We start from the raw sequence: 15,649 nt of genomic DNA on the forward strand, positions 1-15,649 counted from the left end.
TGCCGTATATGGCTATTTGGCCAGTATCTAGAAACGTGGCTGAAAGAGTAGTGCATGTGTTTGTTCGATAATCGAACATAAAGGTAACCATTTAGTACAAAGTGTTTGCGGTATTGGGCGCAAGCTCGAATACTCCATGTACCCTGATCCGATTCTGCTCGATAGCGCCATTGACTGTCTGAGGTCAGGTACTTCAATAGGTGCCGCGCCAGGTCCGGCAGTGCTAATAAAAACAGGAGTTTGTGCATGCAGCGTTCGATTGCCACCGTGTCCTTGAGCGGTACTCTGCCAGAAAAGCTTGAAGCCATTGCCGCAGCCGGTTTTGACGGTGTGGAGATTTTCGAAAACGACTTGCTCTACTATGCGGGCAGCCCGCGTGAGGTGCGCAAGATGTGCGCCGATCTGGGTATCGCCATCACCTTGTTCCAGCCATTTAGGGACTTCGAGGGCTGCCGTCGTGAACGCTTGCAGCGCAACCTTGATCGAGCTGAACGCAAGTTTGACCTGATGCAGGAACTGGGCACCGATCTGGTGTTGGTGTGCAGCAATGTCGCTGCTGATTCATTGGGTGATGAGCAGATCCTGATTGATGACCTGAGCCTGCTGGCCGAGCGTGCCGGTGCCCGTGACCTGCGCATCGGCTATGAAGCCTTGGCCTGGGGACGCCACGTCAATAGCTACCAGCAAGTCTGGGATATCGTGCGTCAGGCCAACCACCCGGCGCTGGGTGTCTTGCTCGACAGTTTCCACACCCTGTCGCTCAAGGGCGATCCTGCAGCCATTGCCAATATTCCCGGTGACAAGATTTTCTTCGTGCAGATGGCCGATGCACCTATCCTGGCCATGGATGTGCTGGAGTGGAGTCGGCATTTCCGCTGCTTCCCGGGGCAGGGGGAGTTCGACCTGGCAGGTTTCCTTGCTCCGATTCTGCGCACGGGTTACAACGGCCCGTTATCCCTGGAAATATTCAACGATGGCTTCCGTGCGGCGCCTCCACGGGCAAACGCCGCCGATGGCTTGCGTTCATTGCTGTATCTGGAAGAGAAGACCCGCGATTTGCTTGAAAAACAGGCTCGCGAACAGGTCGAGGTCGCACAGCCGGATCTTGGACTGTTGTTCGATCCTCCGGCTGCCAGCCAATACGACGGTGTTGAATTTCTTGAATTTGCGGTCGACAGCGATCTAGGCAGCAGGCTGGGCAATTGGCTGGAACGCCTTGGCTTTGTCCATGCCGGCCAGCACCGCTCCAAGGATGTCAGCCTGATGCGCCAGGGCGATATCAATATCGTGCTCAATGCCGAGCCTTACTCCTTTGCCCATGGCTTTTTCGAGGCCCACGGGCCATCGCTGTGCGCGACCGCCCTGAGGGTGCGTAATGCCAGCGACTCACTGGAGCGCGCCCGGCAGTTCAAGGCCCAGCCTTATCGTGGCCTGGTCGGTCCAAACGAGCGTGAAATTCCAGCGGTGCGAGCACCAGATGGCAGCCTGGTATATCTGCTCGACAAGTCGCCTGAGGGCGCAACTATCTATGACAGTGACTTTATCGTCGATCCACAGGCCGAGCCAAAGGGCAACTTGCAGCGCATCGACCACATGGCCTTGGCTTTACCTGCAGATAATCTCGACACTTGGGTGCTGTTCTACAAGAGCGTCTTTGACTTTGAAGCGGATGACGAAGTGGTGCTGCCCGACCCCTATGGCCTGGTCAAAAGTCGTGCCTTGCGCAGCCGCAATGGCAGTGTCCGCTTGCCGTTGAACATTTCCGAGAACCGCAATACTGCGATTTCTCATGCCCTGTCGAGCTATCGTGGCTCGGGGGTGCATCACATTGCGTTTTCCTGTGATGACTTGTTCACCGAGATCAATCGCGCCAAGGATGCTGGCGTGCCCTTGTTGGATATTCCCCTCAATTACTACGATGACCTGGCCGCTCGTTTCGATTTTGATGACGAGTTCTTAAGCGAGTTGGCCTATTACAATGTGCTTTACGACCGTGATGCCCAGGGTGGCGAACTGTTCCATGTGTATACCGAGCCTTTTGAAGACCGGTTTTTCTTCGAGCTATTGCAGCGTAAAAACGGCTATATCGGTTATGGCGCCGCCAACGTTGCGGTGCGGCTCGCAGCCATGGCCAAGGCCCGAAGCGGGGCAGGTGGGAAAAAGCGCTTGTAGTCGTTGATCGGATACCGGCCCGGCACCTAACAGTGCCGGGCTTTCTTCGTTGCACGGACACGACCATAATCATCATCAACGAATTCAAGCGATCGGTTAACTATGACAACAACAACAGGGCTTGCCGAGGGCGCAGTGAGCGCGCCACGCAAAAGCCGCAAGAACAATCCCGAGAAAACCCGCGAAAATATCCTCCAGGCTGCAATCACCGAGTTTGTCCAGTTTGGTCTATCCGGGGCGCGCGTAGATGCCATTGCCGAGCGCACGCATACCTCGAAACGCATGATCTATTACTATTTCGGCAGCAAGGAGCAGCTCTACCAGGCTACTTTGGAAAAACTTTACGGCGACATTCGTTCTACTGAGCAGAGCTTGCACCTAGGCAAGTTGGGGCCCGTCGAGGCGATACGCCGCTTGGTCGAGTTCACCTTCGATCACCATGACCGCAATGTCGACTTCGTGCGCATCGTCAGTATCGAAAACATCAACTTTGGCCAGTACGTCGGCCAGTCGGAAACCATTCGCACCATGAGCAGCCATGTGCTCAAGTCGCTGGGCGAAATCCTGGATCGTGGCGCCGAAGCCGGGCTGTTCCGCCGGGGCCTTGATCCGGTTGATGTGCATATGTTGATCAGCTCATTCAGCTTTTATAGGGTTTCAAACCGCCACACCTTCAGCTCAATCTTCCAGATCGACTTGCAAGATGATGAAGTCAAGCAGCGGCAAAAGCGCATGATCTGTGAGTCGGTCCTGGGCTTTCTTCAGCGCTGATCAATTGCCACCCACAAAAAAACGGCCAGCTGGCCGTTTTTTTGTGGGTGGCAAAGCGCCGGTTTAGTGCGCTGCGCGGGTCTTCTCGACTGAGTCGTACATGGCCTTGACCAGAGCCGGGTCCATGTCTTTGGAGAACTGCTCGATAACAGGCTTGACCTTCTCGCGGAAGCGATCCATCTCAGCCGGGGTCACAGCGTTGGCCTGCATGTCTTTCGACAGTTCTGCATAGGCTGCATCCTGGGCTGCCGCGGTAATCTTGCGCTGGTAGGCAGTTGCTTCCTTGGCTGCATCCACAATGACGGCCTGTTCCTCGGGGTTGAGCTTGGCCCAGCTCTTTTCGCCAATGATGAACGACTGTGGGTTGTAGATGTGCTGAGTTACCGAGAGGTATTTCTGCACTTCGTTGAACTTGTTGCCCTTGATCACGGTGAACGGGTTTTCCTGGCCGTCTACAGTGCGTTGCTCAAGGCCGGTGTACACCTCGGGGAATGGCATTGGCACTGGGTTTGCACCCAGGGCCTTGAAGGTTTCCAGGTAGATGGGTGACTGGATTACACGAATCTTCAAGCCAGCCATATCTTCCCATTTGGCTACTGGGTGCTTGCTGTTGGTCAGGTTGCGGAAACCAAGGTCCCAGTAGCCCAGGGTTTTAAGGCCTTTGCCTTCCAAACGCTTGGACAGTTCCTGGCCAACCGGGCCATCAATCACGGCTTGGGCCTCGGCGGTATTGTTGAACAGGAACGGGAAGTCGAGCAGGGCAAACTCCGGCACCTGGGCTGCAAGAATTCCGGAGTTGAGCACGGTCAGGTCCAGGGTTGCACCTTGCAGTGCGGAAACGGTTTGCAGGTCGCCACCGAGCACGCCGCCGGCAAACAGGCGGACCTTCATCTTGCCACCGCTTTTCTCCTTGACCAGGTCGGCAAACTTCTGTGCGCCTTGGCCCTGCGGGTGCTCTTTAACGTTCTGGAAAGCAAAACGCAGTGTGTGCTCGCCAATTTCTGCATGGGCAGACAGGCTGTTGAGCAGTAAGCCTGCGAGGCAGGCGGAGGTCAGCAGTGGTTTAAGCCAGTTGTTCATGAGTAAGGCACTCCATCGTTATTGTTTGAGTTACGGGGCTTGCGGTGGATCACAGGTTCAACCGGTGAAAAACTTCAACGGACCCAGAACCAGTTGGGGGAACAGGACAAGAAGTATCAGGACGATCACCTGTGCCAGCAGGAACGGCCAGACGCCTCGGGTAATTTCATCAATACGCAGCTTGGATACGCCACATACCACGTTGAGCACAGTGCCCACTGGCGGAGTGATGAGTCCAATGGAGGTGTTGACCAAAAACAGTACGCCAAAGTAAACCGGGTCGATGCCCGCTTGTTTCATCACTGGCATTAATACCGGCGTCAGAATCAGGATCGAGGGCGTCATGTCCATGACCATGCCGACCAGGATGATCAGCAGCATGACCATCAGCAGCAACAGCGTTGGCGACTCAAGGAATGGTTCGAGCAAGTCGGTCAGTTGGCCAGGCAGGTCGGCGATAGTCACCAGCCATGACGAAACCATGGCCGCCGCGACCAGCAGCATCACCACCGAGGTGGTCTTGGCAGCAGACAGCACGACTTCAAACAGCTGGCTTATCTTCAGTTCGCGGTAGATCACCAGTGACACGAACAAGGCATAGACTGCCGCAACCACGGCCGCCTCGGTCGGGGTGAAGATACCGAATTTGAGGCCGACAATAATGATGATCGGCAGACCCATGGCCCAACTGCCGTCAAGCAAGGTCTTGATGACCTCTTGGCGGCTGCGCTTGGCGGGAACTTCAACGTTTTCACTGCGTGAAACAAACCACCAGGCAATTGCCAGCGCGCCGCCGAGCATGATGCCTGGCACTATGCCTGCGAGAAACAGCTTGGAGATCGACACGCCGGAAGCAACACCAAAGACGATAAAGCCGATACTTGGTGGAATGATCGGGGCAATGATGCCGCCAGAGGCAATGAGCCCGGCAGCGCGCTCGCGATTATGCCCGGCCTGTACCATCATCGGCACCAACAGCGCCGCCAGGGCCGCAGCGTCGGCAACCGCAGAGCCGGACAGCGAAGCCAGCAGACATGAAGCGATAATGGCTACATAGCCGAGGCCGCCACGCTTGTGGCCAACCAAGGCCATGGCAATGTTGACGATGCGTTTGGACAGGCCGCCAGCGTTCATGATCTCGCCAGCCAGCATGAAAAATGGCACAGCCAGCAAAGGGAAGCTATCGGCGCCATTAAGCAGGTTCTGCGCGATGATCTGGGCATCGAACAAATCCAGCTGCCACATCAGCGCAACGCTCACCATCAGCAGGGCAAAGGCGATCGGAATGCCCAGCGCCATGGTGCCAAGCAGGGTGCCGAGAAACAGGGCCAGGGTCATGACTTGATCCCCTCGTTGTCAGGTAACTGTGTTGATTCGATTTCGGACTTGCCTTGGGGCAGGCGTCCGCGCAGTGCCAGTATCAGGTCGTAGGTGATGATTGGTATCGCGCTCGCTCCGAACACCACGCCAATGCCATAGAACCAGGCCATCGACAGGCCAGAGGCGGGCGCGGCGACATCAAGGTTGATCTTTGCCTGCTGCCAGCTACCGCTGAGTATCAGCCAGGCAATCAAGAGCATCATCAGGTGGCCAAGGGCCAGGAACAGGTTGCGTCCTGCCGCTGGCATTTTCTTGATGATCAGGTCCAGGCCCAGGTGACTGCGCTCGCGCAAGGCAACCAGCGCACCAAGGAACACCATCAGCACGAACAGCCAGCGTGAGAGCTCTTCTGAAACAGTAATGCCGGAGTTGAAGGCGTAGCGCATGACCACGTTGCCAAAGACCATGACCACCATTACACCCATGCACAGGACGATGATCAGTTTGAGCAGGCTAAAGTACAGGTTGACGATTTTTGTCATTTCGACCTCACAAGGCTAGCCAGTGTGCAGCGCACCCGGTGCCATTCTTATTGTTAAGCCTCAGCGCCGATCACTCAGCCCATGCCGTGGAAATGTTGCTGCATGCGCTGTGCATCTGCTTGTAAACCACTGAACAGCTCAAACGCCTTGACCGCCTGGAATACCGCCATGGTGCTGCCGTCCAACGTGCGGCAACCCAGCGCTCGGGCTTCACGCAGCAGCTCGGTTTCGAGTGGGAAGTAGACAATCTCGGCAACCCACAGGTCAGCACGCAACAATGCTTTTGGCACCGGCATGCCGGGCAGCTTGACCATGCCCATTGGCGTCGTATTGACCAGTCCGTTGGCGTTCTGCATTGCATCGGCAAGGTCTACACCAAGCTGGGCACGGTCGCCGGGAAAGTTCTGGTTCAGGTTATCGACAAGGTTTTGTGCCCGGCTGGCGTCGACATCAAAAATAATCAGTTGTCGCACGCCTTCGCTGAGCAATGCGTGCGCGACTGCCGCACCAGCGCCACCGGCCCCCATCTGCACGACCTGCTCACGAGCAACGTCGGCCAGGCCACGGCGGAAACCTTCAGCAAAGCCAAGGCAGTCGGTGTTGTGGCCGATCCGCTTGCCATTGGCAAAGACAACAGTGTTGACTGCGCCAATACCACGGGCCTCGGGTGAGAGTTCGTCAAGCAGCGGGATCACTGCCTGCTTGCAGGGGAAGGTGATGTTGAGTCCGGTGAAGCCGGTGTGCTGCGCCGCGCTGATGAGTTCAGGCAGGGCGTTCAAATCCAGTTGCAAGGCATCCAGGTCAATCAACCGATACAGGCAACGTACGCCTTGGGCGTCGGCTTCATGTTCGTGCAGGGCGGGGGTGCGCGAGGCCTGGATTCCTGCGCCAATGAGGCCGGCCAGGATGCTGGCGGTACTTGGGGACGGCATAGAAGTTAGTCCTGCAGAAGATGAGCGAAGTGTTCGATCGCCAGGCGATAGCCGTTGCTGCCGAGGCCGCAAATCACCCCAACCGCTATTGCTGAAACGAATGAATGATGACGAAAAGCTTCGCGCTTGTGCACGTTGGACAGGTGTACTTCGATTACCGGCACTTCGCTGGCGACCAGCGCATCGCGAATGGCCACCGAGGTGTGGGTCCAGGCCGCAGGGTTTATGACAATCCCTGCACAGCGGCCACGTGCCTCGTGTATCCAGTTGATCAACTCGCCTTCGTGGTTGGTCTGCAGGAACTGACACTCAAACCCATGCTGTTCGGCGCTGTGGCGGCAGAGTTCGGCGATATCGGCCAGGGTTTCGTGGCCGTAGGTTGCAGGCTCGCGTGTGCCGAGCATGTTTAGGTTTGGCCCGTTAAGAACCAAGAGGGTGCGAGGCATTAAAAAGGTACTCCGGTTTTATTTTTGTGGTTCTGGGTGCAATGCCCGGAACGCTTGGGAAGAAAATGTACCAACTGGTTAGTTTGGTCAACTAGCTTATTGGCTAAGGTGCCAGCATCCAAACCAGGCATTGCTATGGTTTTTATTGGATAACTAGCTGTTTATTAAGGGTTTAGTGGCTTTATCCAAGCTGGGTTTGGCATTGTGTGCTTTGTTGTAAAGCGTTCGTTTATCGATCAAATTTGTTCGTTGTGATCGTTTTTCGCCTAAACCGGCAGTCAATGTCTGATCAAGGCACGGGTTTGAAGGCCGGTCTGGCAGCGGCTTGCTCGTTGATTTGAATGTTACAAACAGGGGCATGCTTTCTATAGATAACGACTATCAATTCGACTGATTTCTCCTCCGGGGGCCTCTGGCATATCGTTTGTCCCAAGCAAAGTTCTGGAGGCGACCATGTCACACATCAACATCATGTCAGTAGTAGGCAGTGCAGTACCGGCGGCGTTACGGGCCGCAGGATCCATAGCCTGTTGGTATGTCGTAGTTGATGGCGTGCAAAAGTCAGGACCTTTCACATCCCTTGATGCTGCCATTGCCAACCAGTCGGTATGGGAATTCGAGCTGCTCATGCGTCATAAGGGTCTCCAGTCATTTGCTGCCTGATTATTGAGTCCAGCCATAGTTTTACCGTTTCGCTTTACTCCTTGTGTTGCTCCTCCCTTTACCCGCCCTTGTGGCGGGTTTTCTTTGTCCGCAATAACCGGCATGGCGATTTATTTGCGCTGCGTAGTCTGCCGACGATGTTGCGTCAGGTGGCGCGGGTTAAACTGGCGTATCGAATGTGAACGGTGCGTGCTGTGAAGTGGGATATTTTCTGCAGTGTGGTAGATAACTTCGGCGATATCGGGGTGACTTGGCGGTTGGCCAGGCAACTGGTTGCCGAGCATGCCGTGGCCGTGCGCTTGTGGGTGGATGATCTCAGCGCCTTTGCCCGGATTTGCCCTGCAGTGGATCCACGACTTGATTCTCAGGTCCAGCACGGTGTTGCCATTCATGCCTGGCATGGCCAGTGGACAGCGATTGAGCCTGGCGATGTGGTGGTTGAAGGCTTTGCCTGTCACCTGCCAGATGCCTACGTGGCGGCAATGGCAGCGCGTGAACCCAAGCCACTGTGGCTGAACTTGGAATACCTGAGTGCCGAAAAATGGGTCGGCGGCTGTCATGGTTTGCCATCAATGCAGTCCAATGGCCTGCAAAAATATTTCTTCTTCCCAGGCTTTACTGGCCAAACCGGCGGTCTGCTGCGGGAGACTGGGCTGATGGCCGAGCGGCATGCATTTCAGGCGGATGCGGGGACTGCAGCACGCTTTTGGCGCGAATTGGCGGTTGAGCCTGTTGCCGGGGCGCGGCTGATCTCGCTATTCGCCTACGAGAATGCAGCGCTAGGCAGTTGGCTTGATGGGCTGGCGGCCATGCAATCGACAACCCAGCTCCTGGTTCCGGAAGGGCGAATCCTCAAGGATGTCGAGCGCTGGCTCGGAGGCCCGCAATTGCGAGCTGGTGATTGCCGGGTGCGTGGTCAGTTGCAGGTCAACGTCCTGCCTTTCCTTGAGCAAAGCCAATACGACCGGTTGCTGTGGAGCTGCGATTTCAACGCGGTGCGCGGCGAAGACTCTTTCTTGCGCGCGCAGTGGGCGGGAAGACCCATGCTTTGGCATATCTATCCGCAAGAGGAGGGTGCGCATTGGGACAAGCTTGATGCGTTTTTGCAACTTTACAGCCAAGGCTTGTCGGCACCGGCCCGCGAGGCATTGTTGGCGCTATGGCGCGACTGGAATGGCGGGCAAATGATGACTCAAAGCTGGTCCTTGTGGCAGGAGCAGGCCGAAGAACTGACCGTTCATGCAGAAAAATGGTGTCTGGAACAGGCTTCTCGCACAGATCTTGCTGCCGCGCTGGTGCAGTTTCAGCAAAATTGGATATGATACGCCACCTACGAATTCTGTAACCCCATTCATATCCGGATACTAGTATGAAAACCGCACAAGAAATGAAGCCCAACAGTGTGGCTCTGATCGACGGCCAACCTTGGCTTATCCAGAAGGCCGAGTTCACCAAATCCGGTCGTAACAGCGCCATCGTAAAAATGAAGCTGCGCAACCTGTTGACGGGTTCCTCGACCGAAACCGTCTACAAGGCTGACGACAAGCTCGAGCCCGTGATCCTGGACCGTATCGACGTGACTTACTCGTACTACAGCGAGCCTAACTACGTGTTCATGGACGAAGAGTTCAACCAGTACGAATTGAACAAAGAAGACCTCGAAAGCGTCCTGCCTTACATCGTTGACGGCATGACTGATGTCTGCGAAGCCGTTTTCTTCGAAGGCAAAGTTGTTTCCGTTGACCTGCCGACCACTATCGTTCGCCAGATCACCTACACCGAAGGCTCCGCTCGCGGCGACACTTCTGGCAAAGTGATGAAGCCAGCCAAGCTGAGCAACGGTACTGAAGTCAAGGTTGCTGACTTCTGCGAGATCGACGACTGGATCGAAATCGACACCCGCACTGGCGAGTACAAGTCGCGCGCCAAAGCTCCAGTTTGATCTGAGCTTTTAGCAGCAGAACCCGGCCGCAGTGCCGGGTTTTTTGTGCCTGCAGGTGCGTGGCCCTGGACGTTGGTGATTGACCGGTCGTCAATGTCTTGCTGATAAAAGTAGTCGATGCGACACCAAGTTATTGCGCTTCGACACCCAGGCTTGTGTCAATGCCGTTCCACGGCTGAATTCGTTAGTATTACAACGATTAATTGGTGGGGCTTTCACAAGAAGCCTTCGGCATCCCAGTGGTTGTGCTTAACCTGCACGGCGACGTTTCCCCCGATCCTTCGGGAAACCCTCGGAACTCATTATTTTCTGCATGTGGTATTCCCCTTTATGACTCGTTTAAAAGGCTCGGATCTCCTGGCCCTTGGCTTCATGACGTTTGCGCTTTTTCTAGGTGCAGGCAATATTATTTTCCCACCCAGTGCAGGCATGGCTGCTGGCGGCAACATGGGAATGGCCGCGTTTGGCTTCTTGCTCACTGGCGTAGGCCTGCCATTGTTGACCATAGTGGCGTTGGCCCGTGTCGGTGGCGGCATGGCATTGCTGACAGCGCCATTGGGTAAGGCGGCGGGCATAGTGTTTGCCGTGGCGGTTTATCTGGCGATTGGCCCATTGTTCGCGACCCCCCGTACCGCAGTGGTTTCCTTTGAAATGGGGATCGCCCCGTTCACGGGCACGGATGGTTCTGCATTGCTGATATACACCTTGGCGTATTTTGCCGCGGTGATGTTCTTGTCATTAAATCCGGGACGCCTGGTTGATCGTGTCGGCAAGTTCATTACGCCGGTATTGATTGCCGCCTTGCTGGTACTCGGTGGCGCGGCATTGCTGTCGCCAGCGGGCGAGGTGGGGCAGTCCACCGCTGAATACCAGTCTGCACCCTTTGTACAAGGCTTCTTGCAGGGCTACCTGACCATGGACACCCTGGGCGCCCTGGTCTTCGGCATTGTCATCGCCATGGCGATTCGCGACCGTGGTATCACCGACAGCAAGCTGGTTACACGTTACTCGATCATTGCCGGTTTGATTGCTGCAACCGGGTTGTCGCTGGTGTATCTCGCACTGTTCTATCTCGGAGCGACCAGCCAGAGCATTGCCGCAGAGGCGCAGAATGGTGTGCAGATTCTCACCGCTTACGTACAGCACACATTCGGCACCACTGGCAGCCTGCTGCTTGCGGTGGTGATTACCTTGGCCTGCCTGACTACTGCGGTTGGCCTGCTGACTGCTTGTGGTGAGTTTTTCAGCGAGTTGTTGCCAGTATTGCCGTATCGCGTGGTTGTGGTGGCCTTGGGCGTCTTCAGTTTGTTGGTGGCGAACCAGGGATTGACGCAGTTGATCAGCCTGTCGGTGCCAGTCCTGGTCGGCTTGTATCCGCTGGCGATTGTGCTGATTGGCTTGAGCCTGCTTGATCGTTTCTGGCTGTCTTCGCGCCGGGTGTTTATTCCGGTGATGTCGATTGCATTGATCTTCGGCTTTGAAGCTGCACTGTCTGCCGCCGGTTTCAAGAACCTTGTGCCGAGCATTTTCTCGCAGTTGCCGCTGTCAGAGCAGAGCCTGGGCTGGGTATTGCCGGTGCTGGCAACACTGGTGGTTGCGATCATTGTCGACCGGATCGCTGGGCATAAGGCTATCGCCACCGCCTAGCACGATTTGTCGCTAAGAGCCGCCCACGAGGCGGCTTTTTAGTGGGCGTTTTTTGTTCGGCAGGTTGGTGTTTTATGAGGCAACGAGGGATGCGCCTTGTCTATAATCGTCAGGGTCAACAAGGAGTATTCATGCCGATTAGTGATTTTCACCTGCCACATGTAATTGCAGTCATTTGGTTCTTGATTTGCTGGGTCGGCTATAGCCGTTATTCCCTGGCAAAAGCCAAGACCACGCCTTGCCTGGCCAGTGTCCTGCATTTGTATCGTGAAGACTGGATGCGCCGCATGCTGTTGCGTGAGAACCGCATTGCCGACGCCAACGTCATCGGTAACCTGGAACGTAACGCTTCTTTTTTTGCATCCAGTACGCTGATCATCCTGGCCGGTATCCTCACTGTTCTGGGTTCATCGGACCGGGCGCTCTCGTTGTTGGCGGACCTGCCCTTTGTGCAGGAAGCCAGCCGCAGCCTGTCTGAAGTCAAGCTGCTGGGCCTGGGCGTGGTGTTTGTCTACGCCTTTTTCACCTTCAGCTGGTGCATGCGCCAGTACAATTTTGCTGCGATCCTGGTGGGGTCGGCGCCAATGGTGGGTGAGCGCAATGTGACTGAGCAGGAACGCAAGGCGTTCAGTGAGCGCACGGCGCGGGTTATTTCCATGGCGGCCAACCAGTTCAACTATGGTTTGCGCGCCTATTACTTCGGCATGGCGACTTTGGCCTGGTTTATCAACCCATGGTTTTTCATCCTTGTCACCACGGGTGTGGTGATGATCCTGTATCGCCGCGAGTTTCATTCAGACGTGCTGGAAGTCATGGTCTATACGCAAACCCCGACAATTGAGCCGGTTAAGGAGAAAGTCGAATGAGTCTGCCGTTTTGGTGTGTGTTCATCAGTGCGCTTTTGATTTTCGTCGCCAAGGCTCCTGTGGCCAAAGCGATGCAGAAGCAGGGCGGAGGTGTCTACGATAATCATCATCCACGGACCCAGCAGTCGCAGCTCACAGGCTTCGGCGCGCGTGCGCTAGCTGCGCATATGAACAGCTTCGAGGCCTTTCCGCTGTTTGCCGTCGGGGTGCTGATGGCGCATGTGACCCAGACCCAGGGTTACCTGATTGATACCCTGGCGATCATTTTCGTGGTTGCGCGGGTCTTGTATCTGGTTTTCTACTGGGCGGACATGCATTGGCAGCGCAGCCTGGCCTGGCTTGTGGGTTTGCTCTGTAGCTTGCTGCTGATGTTGTCGCCTGCGCTGTAAAAGCTTTGAAGTAAAGCCGTCAGACAAAACAAAGCCCCGCATTTGCGGGGCTTTGTTTATCGGCGCAAAAACTTAGTTGCCGTCAATCGCATCCTTGGTTTCGTCGCCAGCTTCTTCAACTGCGTCGGATGCATCATCCATCGCGCTTTCGACTTTTTCGCCAGTGGTTGGCTCATTGCCAACGGCTTCGTTTGCTTTCTGCTTGATGGCATCGCCGGCGTCTTTTGCGGCGTCGCTCATGGATTCGGCTGCTTCAGAAACTGACTCTTTAGCCGACTCCATCTTGTCTTCCGGGGTTTTCTCGCACGCACCCAAGGCAAGCATGGAGGCAAGAATAAGGGCATAGGAAAATGGTTTTTGCACGGTTAGGTACTCCTTGTAAGTATCGTAAGTGCCGGGTTTCCCCTAAGCATGCTGCTTTGAACACAGCGCTAAGACTTTAGTTCACTATTGGATACAAGGATTCCGGCTAAGTGATTGGCTGACCTGGCGTTGATTGCGCATGAGTCGATGCATTGCCACGGGACAAGACGTTATCATGCCGGCTTTTGCGGTTGGACTGTAGAATGAGTGAGTCGGCTATTCTCGAACGGGCGCAGCGTTTTTTAAGCGCGCTACGTCATTGTCAGGTATTGGGTTTACAGGTTCATCAGGCGACGGCTGAAGGGCTTACTTTGTGCCTGCCCTACAGTCCGCAGATTATTGGTAACCCAGAGACCGGGGTTATTCACGGTGGTGCGATCACCACCTTGATGGACACTACATGCGGTATTTCAACGGTCTGTGTATTGCCGGAGTTCGAGATTTGCCCAACCCTCGATCTGCGTATTGACTACATGCATCCCGCAGAGCCGCATAAGAACGTATATGGGTTTGCCGAATGCTATCGGGTCACGCCTAACATTATTTTTACCCGTGGCTATGCCTATCAAGATGATCCCACGCAACCTATTGCGCATGTGGTTGGCACCTTTATGCGCATGGGCAAGATCGCGCAGGGCGGTGGCAATCTGAAAAAAGACATCCAGGGGGGCGCGCAATGAGCCTCGACCTCAATCAATGTGTACGCGATGCGCATGAGCGTAATGATTACGACAAGCTGATCAGCCTGTTTCCCTACGCCAGCCTGCTCGGTATCGAGTGCTTGCGTATGGGCGATGACATGGTTTTTCGGCTGCCAGCCAATAAAGACAACATCGGTAACCCGGTGTTGCCCGCGATTCACGGCGGGGTTATCGCCGGCTTCATGGAGCACTCGGCAATGTTGCACCTGCTGATGTTCATGGAAATTCCACATTTACCTAAAATCATCGACTTCTCGATAGATTACCTGCGCGCAGGTCATTATCGTGACACCTTCGTTCGTTGCCAGGTATGGCGTCAGGGCCGCCGGGTCGCCAACGTTGCTATTACCGCCTGGCAAACCAACCAGACGGAGCCAATTGCAACTGCTCGCGCGCATTTCAAGGTCGACGAGCCGTAACAGCTTCGCTGTCAGATATTTTGCTTAAGGACGTTGCATGGATTCGTTGTTGATCCTCGGTGGCTTACTGCTGATTTTGGCAGGTTTGGTCTGGTTGGTGATGCGTGCCTTTGGCACCAGCCTGCTATGGGGCTGGGCCAGCTTGTTGCCGCCGTTGACCCTGGGCTATGTGTTTCGCCACTGGAGGTCAGCCAAACAGCCGATTGGGCTTTGTGGGTTGGGCGTGATCCCGTTGGTGGTCGGCCTGACGATGCTGGCCAGTCATGACAGCCAGCGCTTGGCCCAGATCATTAGCCTGCAATGGCTGCAGCCTGACGCGGCAGCACCTTCGGCACTCAACTTTGCCTTGAACGGAGAGCTCAATGGCCAGCCATTCAACCCGCAACAGGGTGAGTTGATCGACGGCGTGCTGACGCTGCGTGAAGGGCAGGATTTCTTTGCCCGTCGTGAAGTGGTTATCCGCCTGCCTCAACAGCCAGATGGTGCGGTAAATGTTGATGTGCTGCCAAGGGACACCGGCCGTCTACCCGAAGTCGAAATCAGTTGGCTATTGCCCGAACAAGAACTGCCTGAAGCACGTCGCGTGCGTCATGGTTATACCTTGCACCTGGCATTGACGCCTCTAGCGCCGAACAAGCTTGAAGGTGACTTCCACCTGGTGCTGCCGCCACAATTCAAGACAACCCTAAGCGGCAAGGTCGAGCTGTTCAGTAATGGCTTGCGCTACGTTGACGGCAAGGTTGATCGCAGCGTCGACTCGCGCGACACCCTGGCTTATATCATCGAGGATTACTTGCAGCGGCGCTTTATCACCCGCCAGGTGCAACTGCGTCCTTTGTCCATGCCCAGCTTCACATCCAGCAGCCTTGATCTAAAGGTCGATGCGCAAATCAATGAAGAGCCCCGACAACTGGCGCTGCAACTGGTCAAGTCGCCCGGAGCGGGGTGGAGTGTGAAGGGAGATCGTTACGCCAAGTTGCCAAAAGACCTTAAGGCTCCTGCGGTTGTTTCCACCGTTGAACCCGAAAAACAGCTGTCGCCAGAAGTTGCAACACGGCAGATAGACCGCCGTTCACGTTTCTCCTTGAAACGATTGCTTCGCAATCCCGAGCGCTACTATGGCCTGGCCATGCATGCGGTTACCTTGCGTGGCAGCCGGGTCGAGGGTCGCTTCCGGGGAGTGGACGACCAGGGGCAGATTGTTTTGCGCCAAGTCAGAAATGGTGCGGGGGAGGCCAGTTTCACCGTCGATCCGCAACAGATTGAAACCATCGAGCTGCTTGAACCCTGAGCCTGAAAATTTTCAATTCAGTCAAGCCCTTGAAATGCCTGTGACTGCCCCCATTTGAATGACTACCGCCTATAAAAGGCTCAGCCATCAAATGTGGAGTTAAAC

General features: G+C 55.5%; 17 protein-coding genes. 11 read left to right on the top strand and 6 right to left on the bottom strand.

Annotation, left to right across the window (positions count from 1 at the left end):
• Positions 1–246: 246 nt before the first annotated feature.
• On the top strand, positions 247–2,172 hold the full coding sequence (gene quiC, locus CHB79_RS04395) for a 3-dehydroshikimate dehydratase QuiC (protein WP_089359004.1): 1,926 nt from the start codon (positions 247–249) through the stop codon (positions 2,170–2,172).
• Between the two features lie 102 nt (positions 2,173–2,274).
• A complete protein-coding gene (locus CHB79_RS04400; RefSeq protein WP_089359005.1) occupies positions 2,275–2,943 on the top strand; it encodes a TetR/AcrR family transcriptional regulator in 669 nt (222 codons plus the stop codon).
• A 63-nt stretch (positions 2,944–3,006) separates the two neighbouring features.
• Here CHB79_RS04400 and CHB79_RS04405 read toward each other — a convergent pair whose 3' ends face one another.
• From CHB79_RS04405 to aroQ, 5 genes are all read right to left on the bottom strand, one after another.
• A complete protein-coding gene (locus tag CHB79_RS04405) occupies positions 3,007–4,023 on the bottom strand; it encodes a TRAP transporter substrate-binding protein (RefSeq protein ID WP_010483636.1) in 1,017 nt (338 codons plus the stop codon).
• Positions 4,024–4,080: 57 nt separating this feature from the next.
• Positions 4,081–5,361, bottom strand: a complete 1,281-nt coding sequence (locus CHB79_RS04410) for a TRAP transporter large permease subunit (RefSeq protein WP_089359006.1) — start codon at positions 5,359–5,361, stop codon at positions 4,081–4,083.
• Positions 5,358–5,885, bottom strand: a complete 528-nt coding sequence (locus CHB79_RS04415) for a TRAP transporter small permease (protein ID WP_010483641.1) — start codon at positions 5,883–5,885, stop codon at positions 5,358–5,360. The genes CHB79_RS04410 and CHB79_RS04415 overlap by 4 nt, the downstream gene beginning before the upstream one ends.
• Positions 5,886–5,959: 74 nt before the next feature.
• A complete protein-coding gene (locus CHB79_RS04420; RefSeq protein WP_089359007.1) occupies positions 5,960–6,817 on the bottom strand; it encodes a shikimate dehydrogenase in 858 nt (285 codons plus the stop codon).
• Between the two features lie 5 nt (positions 6,818–6,822).
• Entirely contained in the window at positions 6,823–7,263 is a 441-nt protein-coding gene (aroQ, locus tag CHB79_RS04425; RefSeq protein WP_010483645.1) for a type II 3-dehydroquinate dehydratase, read from the bottom strand.
• A gap of 453 nt (positions 7,264–7,716) precedes the next feature.
• Between aroQ and CHB79_RS04430 the strand changes: the two genes are divergently transcribed.
• The 6 genes from CHB79_RS04430 (at position 7,717) to CHB79_RS04455 (ending at position 12,770) form a co-directional block, all read left to right on the top strand.
• A complete protein-coding gene (locus tag CHB79_RS04430) occupies positions 7,717–7,926 on the top strand; it encodes a hypothetical protein (protein WP_010483647.1) in 210 nt (69 codons plus the stop codon).
• Positions 7,927–8,111: 185 nt separating this feature from the next.
• The gene (gene earP, locus CHB79_RS04435; RefSeq protein ID WP_089359008.1) at positions 8,112–9,248 is read left to right on the top strand and encodes an elongation factor P maturation arginine rhamnosyltransferase EarP; all 1,137 of its coding nucleotides are present in this window, start codon (positions 8,112–8,114) and stop codon (positions 9,246–9,248) included.
• Between the two features lie 47 nt (positions 9,249–9,295).
• Positions 9,296–9,868 (top strand): elongation factor P, encoded by a 573-nt coding sequence (gene efp, locus CHB79_RS04440; RefSeq protein WP_010483650.1) that lies wholly within the window; start codon positions 9,296–9,298, stop codon positions 9,866–9,868.
• Positions 9,869–10,198: 330 nt separating this feature from the next.
• A complete protein-coding gene (gene brnQ, locus CHB79_RS04445; RefSeq protein WP_010483651.1) occupies positions 10,199–11,515 on the top strand; it encodes a branched-chain amino acid transport system II carrier protein in 1,317 nt (438 codons plus the stop codon).
• Positions 11,516–11,646: 131 nt separating this feature from the next.
• Positions 11,647–12,381: a DUF599 domain-containing protein gene (locus CHB79_RS04450; protein ID WP_010483652.1), complete on the top strand. Its 735-nt coding sequence runs from the start codon at positions 11,647–11,649 to the stop codon at positions 12,379–12,381.
• Entirely contained in the window at positions 12,378–12,770 is a 393-nt protein-coding gene (locus CHB79_RS04455; protein WP_010483654.1) for an MAPEG family protein, read from the top strand. The genes CHB79_RS04450 and CHB79_RS04455 overlap by 4 nt, the downstream gene beginning before the upstream one ends.
• Positions 12,771–12,842: 72 nt before the next feature.
• On the opposite strand, the gene CHB79_RS04460 is transcribed toward CHB79_RS04455, so the two are convergent.
• Positions 12,843–13,133, bottom strand: a complete 291-nt coding sequence (locus CHB79_RS04460) for a hypothetical protein (protein WP_010483656.1) — start codon at positions 13,131–13,133, stop codon at positions 12,843–12,845.
• Between the two features lie 203 nt (positions 13,134–13,336).
• On the opposite strand from CHB79_RS04460, the gene CHB79_RS04465 reads away from it, so the two are divergent.
• From CHB79_RS04465 to CHB79_RS04475, 3 genes are read left to right on the top strand one after another with little or no spacing between them, the layout of a single operon-like run.
• Positions 13,337–13,813, top strand: coding sequence for a PaaI family thioesterase (locus tag CHB79_RS04465; RefSeq protein WP_010483658.1), 477 nt, complete (start codon positions 13,337–13,339; stop codon positions 13,811–13,813).
• A complete protein-coding gene (locus tag CHB79_RS04470) occupies positions 13,810–14,253 on the top strand; it encodes a PaaI family thioesterase (protein WP_010483660.1) in 444 nt (147 codons plus the stop codon). The genes CHB79_RS04465 and CHB79_RS04470 overlap by 4 nt, the downstream gene beginning before the upstream one ends.
• 37 nt (positions 14,254–14,290) lie before the next feature.
• Positions 14,291–15,544: an MFS transporter gene (locus CHB79_RS04475; protein WP_089359009.1), complete on the top strand. Its 1,254-nt coding sequence runs from the start codon at positions 14,291–14,293 to the stop codon at positions 15,542–15,544.
• Positions 15,545–15,649: the final 105 nt, after the last annotated feature.

Source organism: Pseudomonas segetis, assembly GCF_900188155.1.
Taxonomy (GTDB): domain Bacteria; phylum Pseudomonadota; class Gammaproteobacteria; order Pseudomonadales; family Pseudomonadaceae; genus Aquipseudomonas; species Aquipseudomonas segetis.

Excerpts from the sequence above, each read along its gene's own strand:
- CHB79_RS04475 (WP_089359009.1), top strand. The coding sequence starts at position 14,291 with ATGGATTCGTTGTTGATCCTCGGTGGCTTACTGCTGATTTTGGCAGGT.
- CHB79_RS04430 (WP_010483647.1), top strand. The coding sequence starts at position 7,717 with ATGTCACACATCAACATCATGTCAGTAGTAGGCAGTGCAGTACCGGCG.
- CHB79_RS04450 (WP_010483652.1), top strand. The coding sequence starts at position 11,647 with ATGCCGATTAGTGATTTTCACCTGCCACATGTAATTGCAGTCATTTGG.
- quiC (WP_089359004.1), top strand. The coding sequence starts at position 247 with ATGCAGCGTTCGATTGCCACCGTGTCCTTGAGCGGTACTCTGCCAGAA.
- CHB79_RS04400 (WP_089359005.1), top strand. The coding sequence starts at position 2,275 with ATGACAACAACAACAGGGCTTGCCGAGGGCGCAGTGAGCGCGCCACGC.
- CHB79_RS04405 (WP_010483636.1), bottom strand. The coding sequence starts at position 4,023 with ATGAACAACTGGCTTAAACCACTGCTGACCTCCGCCTGCCTCGCAGGC.
- CHB79_RS04455 (WP_010483654.1), top strand. The coding sequence starts at position 12,378 with ATGAGTCTGCCGTTTTGGTGTGTGTTCATCAGTGCGCTTTTGATTTTC.
- CHB79_RS04420 (WP_089359007.1), bottom strand. The coding sequence starts at position 6,817 with ATGCCGTCCCCAAGTACCGCCAGCATCCTGGCCGGCCTCATTGGCGCA.
- brnQ (WP_010483651.1), top strand. The coding sequence starts at position 10,199 with ATGACTCGTTTAAAAGGCTCGGATCTCCTGGCCCTTGGCTTCATGACG.
- CHB79_RS04465 (WP_010483658.1), top strand. The coding sequence starts at position 13,337 with ATGAGTGAGTCGGCTATTCTCGAACGGGCGCAGCGTTTTTTAAGCGCG.
- CHB79_RS04410 (WP_089359006.1), bottom strand. The coding sequence starts at position 5,361 with ATGACCCTGGCCCTGTTTCTCGGCACCCTGCTTGGCACCATGGCGCTG.
- efp (WP_010483650.1), top strand. The coding sequence starts at position 9,296 with ATGAAAACCGCACAAGAAATGAAGCCCAACAGTGTGGCTCTGATCGAC.
- CHB79_RS04415 (WP_010483641.1), bottom strand. The coding sequence starts at position 5,885 with ATGACAAAAATCGTCAACCTGTACTTTAGCCTGCTCAAACTGATCATC.
- aroQ (WP_010483645.1), bottom strand. The coding sequence starts at position 7,263 with ATGCCTCGCACCCTCTTGGTTCTTAACGGGCCAAACCTAAACATGCTC.
- CHB79_RS04470 (WP_010483660.1), top strand. The coding sequence starts at position 13,810 with ATGAGCCTCGACCTCAATCAATGTGTACGCGATGCGCATGAGCGTAAT.